Origin of the sequence: Rhodopirellula sp. UBA1907 (assembly GCF_002337565.1) — a bacterium.
GTDB classification, from domain to species: domain Bacteria; phylum Planctomycetota; class Planctomycetia; order Pirellulales; family Pirellulaceae; genus Rhodopirellula; species Rhodopirellula europaea.
The window spans coordinates 155,347-166,928 of sequence record NZ_DDGH01000089.1; the positions used below are offsets into that span (position 1 = coordinate 155,347).

The 11,582-nt window shown below is 56.1% G+C and carries 8 protein-coding genes and 1 pseudogene; 6 read left to right on the forward strand and 3 right to left on the reverse strand.

Annotated elements, in window-relative coordinates:
* Nucleotides 1-194 precede the first annotated feature (194 nt).
* The 5 genes from B2R17_RS19930 to B2R17_RS19950 all read left to right on the forward strand — a co-directional run bounded on the left by B2R17_RS19930 (nt 195) and on the right by B2R17_RS19950 (nt 7,361).
* Complete coding sequence (locus B2R17_RS19930) at nt 195-653, forward strand: MarR family winged helix-turn-helix transcriptional regulator (protein ID WP_008671937.1); 459 nt, start codon at nt 195-197, stop codon at nt 651-653.
* A 260-nt stretch (nt 654-913) separates the two neighbouring features.
* Nucleotides 914-1,537: a sigma-70 family RNA polymerase sigma factor gene (locus B2R17_RS19935; protein WP_236616165.1), complete on the forward strand. Its 624-nt coding sequence runs from the start codon at nt 914-916 to the stop codon at nt 1,535-1,537.
* A 63-nt stretch (nt 1,538-1,600) separates the two neighbouring features.
* A complete protein-coding gene (locus B2R17_RS19940) occupies nt 1,601-3,931 on the forward strand; it encodes a serine/threonine-protein kinase (RefSeq protein WP_339886601.1) in 2,331 nt (776 codons plus the stop codon).
* Nucleotides 3,932-4,000: 69 nt separating this feature from the next.
* A complete protein-coding gene (locus tag B2R17_RS19945; RefSeq protein WP_286765346.1) occupies nt 4,001-5,275 on the forward strand; it encodes a glycosyltransferase in 1,275 nt (424 codons plus the stop codon).
* 112 nt (nt 5,276-5,387) lie between these two features.
* Nucleotides 5,388-7,361: a LamG-like jellyroll fold domain-containing protein gene (locus B2R17_RS19950; RefSeq protein ID WP_286765347.1), complete on the forward strand. Its 1,974-nt coding sequence runs from the start codon at nt 5,388-5,390 to the stop codon at nt 7,359-7,361.
* Nucleotides 7,362-7,378: 17 nt separating this feature from the next.
* Here the strand turns inward: B2R17_RS19950 and B2R17_RS19955 are convergent, their stop codons facing one another.
* The 3 genes from B2R17_RS19955 to B2R17_RS19965 form a co-directional block, all read right to left on the reverse strand.
* Complete coding sequence (locus tag B2R17_RS19955; RefSeq protein ID WP_286765348.1) at nt 7,379-8,053, reverse strand: DUF4956 domain-containing protein; 675 nt, start codon at nt 8,051-8,053, stop codon at nt 7,379-7,381.
* Entirely contained in the window at nt 8,046-8,840 is a 795-nt protein-coding gene (locus tag B2R17_RS19960; RefSeq protein WP_286765349.1) for a polyphosphate polymerase domain-containing protein, read from the reverse strand. Before B2R17_RS19960 ends, B2R17_RS19955 begins: the two co-directional genes overlap by 8 nt.
* A gap of 95 nt (nt 8,841-8,935) precedes the next feature.
* The gene (locus B2R17_RS19965; protein WP_286765350.1) at nt 8,936-10,849 is read right to left on the reverse strand and encodes a CotH kinase family protein; all 1,914 of its coding nucleotides are present in this window, start codon (nt 10,847-10,849) and stop codon (nt 8,936-8,938) included.
* A gap of 191 nt (nt 10,850-11,040) precedes the next feature.
* On the opposite strand from B2R17_RS19965, the pseudogene B2R17_RS19970 reads away from it, so the two are divergent.
* A pseudogene (locus B2R17_RS19970) lies at nt 11,041-11,582 on the forward strand (hypothetical protein); the annotation flags it as partial.

Below are 11,582 nucleotides of genomic sequence, written 5' to 3' on the forward strand. Positions count from 1 at the left end.
TTCTAACGAGCGAGGGGAGAATCTTTGGCATTTTGAACGCATGTCGCCGATTCATAACCAATGTTGTTGACGTTGCTTTGATCTCTTGCGAACGAAGCAATTGGGGCACTGAAACAATTTCGACTGCGTGGACTGTAAAAGTGCGCGCCGTTATCGACGATTGCCCCAAGGAATGATTGATGACGCCGTCCTCTTTGCGCGAAGAGCTCAAGAAAAAAGGACCGTTCGAATCGCTCGAGCAAGAGGCCATGCTGGGAATTCTCCGGACCAGCGATCTGCTTGAGAACCGTTTGGCTCGTCTGCTGCGAACCTTCGGTCTGACTCCCTCGCAATACAACGCGATGCGGATCATGCGAGGCGAGAGCGTTCCGATGCCGTGCCTGGAAGTTGCTGATCGGATGATTCAGGTTTCGCCTGCGATCACTCGCGTGGTCGACCAATTGCTCCATCGAGGATTGATCCACAAGCAGCAATCCAATCAAGATCGCCGCGTCTTTTTGGTGGGGCTGACCGACGAAGGACTCACCTTGCTCGACAAATTGGATGAGCCCATCCAATCGTTGCATCGCGAGTTGCTGGGGCATGTCCCAGCCGAGGATCTCCACTCGCTCAATCGGATTCTGCAAATTGCCCGCGAGCGGGTCACTGATTGATCTTGCTGGTGTGAACCGATCGCCGTTCTGCGAGTTCGCTCTGGCCGCCAAAGCCCAGGGTCGCTGCTATCGCTTGGCCTGCTCTGATTTGACCGCTTTCCGAGTGGTCCAGCGCACTGCCGTCACGCCACGACGAGACGGTCTCTGATAAAGTCACTGGATTGAATGGCGGTTTTCAACAATGACCGCAACTGGTTCCAAGGTGCGACGGTTTTTGTCACAAAATGCGGCAACTTCTCGTGCCGCTGATTTTGAACATCATGACCGAACAATCCCAACCAGATGAAACGCAGACCCGCATTGTCAAGCTGATCGCTGATGCACGCTCAGGTGATCAAGAGGCCCTCGGGGAGTTGCTCGATAGTTACCGAAAATTTGTCAAGTTCCTGGCTCGCTCGGGTTTGCATCATCACTTGCAGGGCAAAGCCGACCCGTCGGATTTGGCCCAAGAGGTTTGCATCGCCGCTCACGGAAACATGGCGGATTTTCGAGGCCAAACCCCGGAGGAATTTGCTGGTTGGTTGCGAGGCATTTTGTCGAACGTTTTGGCGATGCACTTGCGGAAGTATTTGGGGACTCAGAAGCGAGACCCTCGATTGGAGCAAAATCTGAATGCCAGTCTCGTCAACGCGTCAGGATTTTTGCAATCGAAGATCGCTGCCGACGTGACATCGCCGAGTCAGCATTTCGCTCGCAACGAAGCATTCCTGCAATTGGCCGAAGCACTTGAATCTCTACCGGAACACTATCGCGAGGTCATCGTTCTGCGTCACGTGGAGGGGATGTCTTTCGCGGACGTGGCGAAGTCGATGGACAAAAGCGTCGACAGTGTTGAAAAACTGTGGGTCCGCGGGCTCGCGAAATTAAGAACGATCATGACCTGATAGCGATCCATCGGCCGAGTGTTGACCGATGTGATTGAGACCGACTGAAGAGCGGACGATCCAATGAACGACGGTGAAAACATGGCCACTTTCGATGAAACCAATGACAACGGCGTGGTCGCTGCGGTCAAGGATTACATGCGATTGCTGGAAGATGGCAAGGCTCCCTCGGTCGAAGACTTTCTGGCTGGTCATGCCAACATCGAAGAAGAACTGCGTCCGGCGCTCGAAGGCTTGGCCATGCTGCACGGTGCTGGGTCGCCCTCCGAACCTTCCACCACCGCCGTCGGGCCCGATGCGGAGTTCACTGCCAAACCGATCGGTGATTTTCAAATTGTCGGTGAGCTTGGCCGGGGAGGAATGGGCGTAGTCTACGAGGCTGTTCAGCTCTCTCTTGGTCGCAAGGTGGCCTTGAAAGTCCTGCCGTTTGCCAGCGGTTTGGACGAAGTGCGATTGCAGCGTTTCCGGAACGAAGCGCATGCGGCGGCGGCTTTGCACCACACCAACATCGTGCCTGTCTACGCCGTCGGCAGTGATCGTGGAGTGCACTACTACGCGATGCAGATGATCGAGGGACGCACGCTGGCGGATGTGATCGATGAGATGCGTCAGGAAACCAAGCAAGGGAAATCAAACGACACCCGGCCGATGCGTGATACGGTTGGTGCGGCGACGACTCGTTCGAACAACACGACGTCGATGGGCACCTCGATGGGACGACGACGGTACTACGAGTCGGCCGTTCGAATGGCACACGAAGCTGCGATCGCGATCGAGCACGCGCATCAGTACGGCGTCATCCACCGAGACATCAAACCGGGGAACTTGCTGATCGACGGTGCCGGCAAAGTGTGGGTGACCGATTTTGGTTTGGCACACATTGAATCCGACACCAACAACCTGACTCGGACCGGCGACCCGATGGGGACGTTGCGGTATGCTTCGCCGGAACAAGCGTCCGGCAACCGGATGATCTTGGATCATCGCACCGACGTTTATTCGTTTGGAGTGACGCTTTACGAATTGCTAACCCTGCGACCGGCCATCGAAGGCGAAGGTTTTCGCGAATTGCTCAACGCGGTGATTGAGGTCGACCCGCCATCGCCGATGTCAATCGCACCGGATTTACCCACTGAGTTGGACACGATCGTTCGCAAAGCCATCGCGAAGCAGCCGTCTGAACGCTACGCGACGATGAAGGCTCTCGCGGACGATTTGCAATGTTGGTTGGATGACAAACCGATCCAGGCCAAACCGCCGACGGCACTCGAACGGTTGGCCAAATGGCGTCGCCGCAACAGTGGTTTGGTGGCGGCAGCCTTTGGAATGTTGTTGATCGCTTCGGTCGCTTTGTTGGTGACGGCGTTGCTGGTTTGGGGAGAACAACGGCAAACCCAATTGGCTCTCGATCGCGAAACACAGCAACGGGAATTGGCTGAGGAAAGCTTTCGGCAAGCTCGTGCGGCTGTCGACGCTTTCAGTGAGCTGAGTGAAAGCGAATTGGCCTATCGAGCGGGGCTTCAGGATCTGCGTCGGACTTTCCTCGAGACATCCTTGTCGTTTTACCGTGACTTCTTGGAGCTGCGTGCTGACGATCCGGCTTTGAAAAGCGAACTGGCGAAGACCTCCGCCCGTGTGGAAGCCATGGTCGAGGAACTGCAGTTGCTCGAGAACATTGGACCGTTGTTGCAGCTCTTGGAAGAGAGCGTTCAAAAGGAATTGCAGATCGATCGTGAAAAGGCGGACGCGATCACCGATGCCGTCAAAATGCTTCAATCCGAACGGCATTCCTTGGCGAACGAAAACCCAGGCAACCTGTCCATTGAAAACGCAGACATGACAGCGCTGTTGGAATCGTTCGATTCGTTCTTGAAGCAGCAACTGAGCCCTGAGCAAATCGAACGGTTGCAACAGATCGCTCGTCAGCGTCGATTGCCGTTCACGTTCAAATCCTCTGAAGTCGTCGCGGCTCTCGAACTGACTCGCGAACAACGAGCGAGGATCGATCAAATCATCGAAGAAACACGTCCATCACGCCGCGGTGGAGGAGACGGCGATCGAGGTCCCCGCGATCGCGAAAATGGCCGACGTGGTCCAGGACCAGATGGGTTCGAGTTTGGAATGCGAGGGCGATTTGATGGTGACCGTTCGCCCGATGGGAATGGTTCCCGTGGCGGACGGCGTCCTGAATTCGGGCGACCTCCTGAGATGAATGGTCCACCTGAATTTGGTGGCCCGCCCGGTATGAAAGGGCCGTCAGGATTCAATGGGCCACCGCACGACATGTGGAATTCGGAAGGGACCCGCTATACCGTCGAGAAAATCCTGGAGATATTGACACCTGAGCAGCGAGAGAAATGGAACGAATTGATCGGGGAACCGTTCGTTCAGTGATCGAGTGAACACGATCTGAAGTTGCCTGTTTTGACGAAGCAGTTACGTGACACCTTGTTGGAATTTTGAATGCGGATTCTGGTGTTGACGGTGGGGACGCGAGGCGACGTGCAGCCGTACGTTGCTTTGGCCGTTGGACTGAAGGCGGCGGGGCACGAAGTGCAAATTTGCACCTGCCAGATCTTCGAAGACTTCATCCGTTCGCATGGGATCGACTACGCTCCGCTGAACAACGACATTCGCGATTTTATGGAATCGGAGGATGGTCGGGTGGCGATGGAAACAACCACCAATTTGTTTCAGGCCGTTCGGACGGGAGTTCGATTGATGCCGAAACTGACTGGCATGATGCATCGTCAGGTCAACGAGATGTGGGCGGCGGCCGAGTCCTTTCAACCGGATTTGATTCTGTTCCATAAGAAGGCCATCGGCGCCGAAGATTTTGCAGAACGCCTCGGTTGTCGTTGTGCCCTCGCGTTTTATTTGCCGCTGTATGTGCCCACGGGGGAGTCGCCTGCGTTTGGGTTTCCAAGGTTGCCGTTGGGTCGCTGGTACAACCTCGCGACTTATCGCGTCATCGAATTCATCACTCGGCGGAGTGGAGGTCGGTTTGTGGGCAAGTGGCGGCGGTCGCTAGGAATGTCAAAGAAGCGTCCGCCGTATTTTCGTCATGCCGATGGCAGACCCGTCGCCGCGTTGCATGCTTACAGTCCCGCGGTGATTCCGAGACCAAGCGATTGGCCTGAGCACGCGACGGTGACTGGGTATTGGTTCCTGGATGCTGCAAAGGAGTTTGAGCCGGATCGATCGCTGGTGGAGTTTCTTCAGCAAGGCCCACCACCCATCTACGTTGGTTTCGGAAGCATCTTCGGACGCGATCCACGCGCGACGGCCGAACGTGTCATCGAAGCGGTTCGCTTGTCCGGGCAACGTGCCATCTTGGCTCCAGGTTGGGGCGGAATGGACCTGCGGGAGTTCGATCTGCCGGAGACGATGCTTTCCATTGATGCGGTTCCACACGATTGGTTGTTCCCTCAAGTCTCCGCGGTGATTCACCATGGCGGTTGCGGAACCACGGCCGCCGGGCTTCGCGCCGGTCGACGCACGATCATTTGTCCCTTCTTTGGTGACCAACCGTTTTGGGGCCGAGTGGTTCATGAGCTCGGAGTTGGCCCCCAACCGATCCCGCAACGAAAGCTCACGCCCGAACGGCTTGCCCAGGCCATCTCTCAAACGATGGATGATCGTGAGATGGAAGGTAGAGCGGACCAACTTGGCAAACAGATTCGATCGGAATCGGGCGTGCAGAACGCCGTATGCTTCATCGATGAACTGAATGTTTGATCAGCTTGCCGCGCTTGCGTGACATGGATCGCTCGATCGCTTCAAAGCGTCAGAAACAGTCATCGGTTTCGGTTCTCACAAGAGGTTCTCAACGCATGTAGGATGGGCACTCTTGCCCGTCAGAGTTGTGGGTGCCGGCCAAGAGTGGCCAACCTACAACAAAACCAAGACGCCGGTGAGCGAGGGAATGGACGTTACTCCCTTCCTCGCTGACGCATCGGGTTATGATTGTGCGCTCGTTGTCGCGGTCCATGTTGGAGCTTTCGCGGTTGATCATTTCAGTCTCTCGTTGCTGCATCCCCTTTTGATGATCCGAACCATTTTGTTGAGTCTGTTTGTCTCGGTTCCTGTTCTGGCAATCGCGAGCGAACCCGTCCGCTGGTCGGCTGATTCGGCGCGAGCGAACGTTGTTGCAACGCACGGCAAAGCGGAGTTGTGTGCCGGGATCGAGGGTGAGAGTTGGTTTTTCAACGGGCAAACGCTGCTGGAGCCACAAGACGCGCGCGACGTTTTGAAATCGGGGCAGTATTCGCTCGTTGTTTGGGTGAATCCCTACCGTTTGAATGCAGGTCAACAAATCATCGCGGCCAAGAATCGCTATTCCTTGGGCGAACGCGAATGGTCGCTGATGCTGGATGGTAATCGCCAATTCAGCCTTTATGTGTTCCGAAATGGATGGCGAACCATCTCTGGGCCGGAACCTGAACTCGGCCACTGGTATCAACTCTGCATGGTCATGAAACCTGAGTCTGCGGAGTTGTACGTCAACGGTGAACGGGCGGGATCATTGAAGCTGGATCGACCCGTGCAATCCACCGACGCGCCGCTGACTTTGGGTGGAGTGAACGACGATGGAAACATTCGACAAACCTGGAATGGCGCGATCGACGAAGTTCAGCTTCTTCCAAGTGCATTGACGCCCGAAGAAGTGGCCGCGTCCTATCATCCCGTCGATTCAGTTCATGATGTTCCGGTTCCTCCTCAGCCGTTCCCGCTGTGGGATGAGAACGTATCACTGGGCCGAGCCGATGATTTGCCCGAAGTCGCGAACGTCGATTTTCACGTCATCAAAAAATGGGACAAGCCCCGCGATGGATACACCTTCTTGCATGGCGTCTCACTTGCGTGGCACAAGGGGAAGTTGTTTGCTTCGATCGGTCACAACAAAGGGGATGAGAACACGGTGACCGAAGAAGCTCAGTTACGCGTCAGCGACGATGAAGGAAAGACTTGGGGGCCGCTACAAGTCATTGACGCTGGGGACGAAGAAAACTTGGCCGTCAGCCACGGCGTGTTCCTCTCCCATGACGAAACCTTGTGGGCATTCCAAGGTGCTTACTACGGAAAGATGGATGACATTCACACGCGAGCCTACCGGTTGAACGATTCCACTGGGGAATGGAAACCGCTTGGCGTGATCATCGAAAATGGATTCTGGCCGATGAATCAACCTGTTCGAATGGATGATGGCAACTGGATCATGCCAGGCTTTCTTGGGAAACGCTATTCAGGTGACGAGGTGTTTCCGGCTGCGGTCGCGATCAGCCATGGAAATGACTTTACACGGTGGGATTGCGTGAAGATTCCGGTGGACTCTTTCATTCATCGCATGTGGGGCGAATCCAGTTTGTGGGTGGATGGTTCGACCGTCTTCAACGTCGCTCGCTACGGTGGTGACGCGAAAGCACTGGTTGCGAAAAGTGACGACTATGGTCAGACTTGGGCGCCATCAAGAGTCAGCAACCTGCCAATGGCGACGTCCAAACCGGCGGCAGGTGTTTTGAGCAACGGCCAAAGGTATTTGGTTTGTACGACGGCGGCAGCGAACGGAGGCAAGCGTTCGCCACTGACGATTGCCGTTTCGCGTCCCGGCGAAAATGTGTTTGCCAAGGTGTTCGTCATTCGGCGATCCATGAACGGGAACGCAGCGGGTGAATCTGCCGCAAGTTTGAGTTTGTCTTACCCGTGTGCCTTGGAACACGATGGCAAGCTGCATGTTGGGTATTCCAACAATGGCGGTCGCCGCGCCAACCAGAACAGTGCTGAGATGGCGGTGTTTCCAATCGAGTCGCTACAGGTCCCTTGAAGTTTGCCTGGTGTCGATCAAATGGGTTTGGTGGCGATCGATTCGACCGTTGGGATCGCGTTCAGGGCGGCGATCAGTTGGCTGGCGTCGGTGTCGTCTTGTGGTTGATAGCGGTAGACGAGTTCCAGCGAGCCGCCTCGACGAGCGGTTTCCGCAGAAACGATCTCGTAGCTTTTGGTGAGCCGCTTCAGTTCGGACTCCCAGCCACCGACTGAATGCAGCCCGACTTTCATGGTCAGACGCCATGTCTTTCCGGTCAGCAGCGAGGGTTTCTCAGCCTTTGACGAGGGGCGTCCGCCATTGAACTGGGTTGCCCAAGCAAGCGTGATCAAGCCCAGGAACGACACCCAGTATTGACCGGCTCCGATTGCCATCCCAACGACCACCGCCGCGAGCACAAATGCTACGTCGCGGGTGGACGACACCGCGGCTCGGAAACGAACGATTGAAAGTGCGCCGACCAAGCTGAAAGCGCGGGCAATGTTGTCGCCGATGATCTGAGTCGCCATCGCGATCAAGACGCTCATGAGAACCAACGTCAACGTGAGTTGGTCAGCGGAGTCGGACGGCGATTTGATGCGAGCGATCATCGCCACAACCCAACCACACAGCCACGCCAGTGCGAGTCGGGTGGCGAGCGTCGGCAGGTCGGCATCCACTTCCGTGGAGACTTGATTGAGCCACTCAGGCATACGACAGACTCTCCGTGTTCCAGGTCCATTCCGGCGGCAATTCGATCGCGGAATCGAACACGGGAACAGGTTGATGCAGGTTCCAACAACGAACGGCGGCTCGGTATTTTGAGAACCCGGTCACTGGAATGGGAAACTCACGAAGCAGTTCTTTGAAACGATGAGGCATGAACCGATCAAACTTCAATTCCAAAATTTCCAGGCCGGTCGCTTTCACTCGTTGAGTTCGATCGGAATCGGTCGTTTCAGATGCCACGTTCCAACCCGTCGCCGGACTGGCGTGCAGTTGGCTATCGATGGTCAAACGCATGTTTTGGCCAAGTTCGGATCCCATTCGAGCGAACCGGCGATAGTGAATTTGAGTGGTCGGTTGGAGTTGTTTCTTGATCGCTTGTTTGCGGAACCAGTCGCCAAACAATGGTTTTGTCGCGGCCGTACCACGGTTCTCGGCAGTCGAGCGACCCAATTCGAACAGCGTGTTCATCACTTCGTCTTCTGATCCGACGCAACGAGTCTTTTGAACTTCGTTCTTCTTCTTTGATTTGCTTTCCAACCAAAGTTTCGACTCACAGCCATAGCGTCGAACCCGATACTTGCGACGCCCGATACTTCCAGTTTGATGGAACAGGTCCAATTGGGGCGTGTCGAGGTACAAGCTGTTGACGTCGTAGCTGTCTCCGGATTCGCAGTTTGGATCGACCTCCAAGTGTTCGCGAGCCCATTGTTTGACTTCCGATGCCAAGCATGAATCCAGTTGGTACTTCAGTTCGATTCGTTTGTCGTTCATGACGTGATTGGATACTGGAAATTGATGTCTGATCGCAACGCCTCGCGGTTGCAACAGTGGCTTCCGCGAGGCATTGGTGCAATGGAATCTAGGTGCTACTTCAGCAGGAATTCGCGACGACCATCCGCGAAGGCCTTCAGGTTCATCGCACCGTGTCCGCGGCGTGGTTCTTCTGCGTGGTCGGACACCTGTGTGTCGCTGGTCATCGATTGAAATGACTCAAACGTTCCCAGCTTTCGCGTGTCCACTTTCAAGAGTGGTTCGATCAATTTGGCTTGCGATTGAACAAACGGTCCGAGGTTTTCCCAGTTCAGCGAGTGCTCCGCGAGTTGACGAACATTGGCGAGGTAGGCATCCCGGTATTTCGGAACCGCCAGCACTTTGCTGCGAAGTGGTTTGGTGGGATCTTCCAATCCGATCAGCGGATCGAGGCCGAGCGGTGATGCCGTTGATTCAGGTCCAGGGCCATTTCCACCGCGGGGACCGTTTTGATCGGGACCGGCGAATCGACGGGGGCCATCGAATCCTCTCGGGCCACCGAAATCATCTGGGCCGCCGAATCCTCCGGGGCCACCAAAGCCACCTGGCCCGCCGCGTCCACGACCACCTCGTCCGCCTGGCCCACCGCGGCCGCCAGGACCGCCAGGTCCACCCGCTGCACGGAAGGCTTCGTTCATGTCGTGAGGAACGAAGTGGAACACGTTGTCTTTGTCCAGCACGATGCTGTAGTCACTCGCTCGGATCCAATAGCCGTCCGAGTTGATCAGGGTGTTGTCCAGTGCGAGGAACCAGAGCAAATTGTCAACGTCGACAATCGGTTCCAATGCCGCGGGCAACTCATCCGAAGGGGTTTCTTCCAGCACGCGGCAGAGGTCGACCAATCGTTGGAGGTCTTTGTCGTTGCCGGATTTTTGCTCGAAGGGATGACGGTAGTCGTCCAAGTCTTCGCCGTGATACTCCAAGCCGCCGCCACCACGTGGTGAGCCGCTGACTTTCCAACGTGCACCTTTGCCACTGCCGAAGTTTCGTTTGACGAAGTCCTTGTTGAATTGTTCAACGTTGGTGTACACACCCCAGTCTTCGCCGTTGATGACAACGCGAACGAAGTTGGCTCGTGGTGCAGGAATGTGTTGGTTGGCGATGTGCGAATACAGCACGGTGCTCATCATCGAATCGTCGCTGGCTCCGTTGAGCAGGTTCAACGTTTTGTAGCCACCAATGCGTTGGTCTTCGTTGGCCATGTCGACTGAGATATTCAGCGATCGTTTGTAACCACTTGGGACCATGCCGTAGGACGAGGCACCGCGGAAGCTGATGCCGCAGTTGGGATAGGATCTTCCGTCGATGGTGATGGTCGCCGGCACTTCCACGTCGGTGCTGTGGAAGGTTTCCATTTCTTGTTCCCAGTCGTCATTGCTGAAGTCCAGAAAAACGGTGCGGACGATTTGGGGATCGTACAAGTCACCTTGAAGTGGAGTGACGGATTCTTTGGTGATGGTTTGTCCCGGAGTTGGTTCGGGACGATCGCGATTCATTCCGGGAGGCCCACCGCCACGTTGGCCGCGGCCACGTACTCCTTCATCACCACGGGGTGGTCCACCACCGTCGGGAGGTCCAAATCCGGGGCCGGGGCCGAAGCCTGGCGGAGGACCAAAATCGCCCCCGCGACCTCCGTCCCGATCTCGACCTTCGCCTGGTCCACGACCCTCACCGCGCCCACGGCCTTCGCCGCCGTCGCGAGGACCACCGGGCCCACCAAAGCCACGCTGCGTCGGATTCGCAGCAAGAAATTCGCGAGCTTCGGCACGCTCCGCATCGTTCAGCCAGCCGTTGTCGTCGGAGTCAAATTTCTCAACGAGTTCTTGATCTTGTTGGTTCGGCCCCCCGGGGCCACCAGGACCGAATCCCGGCGGCTGGGCTTGGATGTTGGGTGAGCAACCGGGGCCGACGATCAAGGTGGCTCCCGCCACCAACAAGACCTTGGAACGAACGTGTGGGATGCGGAGCATTCGAAATACCTGAGGAACGAAACGAGAGACTGCGGGCGAAAAGCCTTCTACCGACCAGTTGCGAACTCAATCCGCATCCGCCGCGAAAAATGGAGAATTGTTTTGGGATGGTCGCTGGCACATTGGTTGCTTTGTGAAGCAATGCATGGAGATAGAACGCTTTTCTTTCCCTACTTCCTTGAGAAACACAGATGCATTGGGATTCCAACCCTTCCGGACCAACACCCGCTCGCCGGAAATTCCGCCTTGGTCGCCGGATTTTTGTCACAACCTGTGCGGCAGCGATCATCAGTTTGCCTGCTTATGGCCAAGAAGCTGAAACGACAAATGCGAAACCGATCAGCGAAACGGAGCAGCTTCGCCAGCAGATCGTCGACAAGGGGCTCGCATTTCTGGCCAAAGAAGGGCAATCCGAACAAGGAACGTTTTCGGATCGAGTCGGTCCAGGCGTGACGGCACTGGCGATCACGTCGGCACTGCGCAACGGCCAACCCATCGACGATCCAATGGTCGCGGAGGGGCTCAAAGCACTGGAGGGTTACGTCAAACCGGACGGCGGCATCTACGGCAACGGTCGGCTGAAGAACTATGAAACCTGCGTCGCGATGGTGTGCTTGGCCGAAGCGAACAAGACCGGCCAGTACAACGAAATCTTGAAACGTGCCAAGGAGTTTGTGACGGGGATTCAGTACGGCGAAGGAACCAAGGACCCGTCCGATCCCTGGTATGGCGG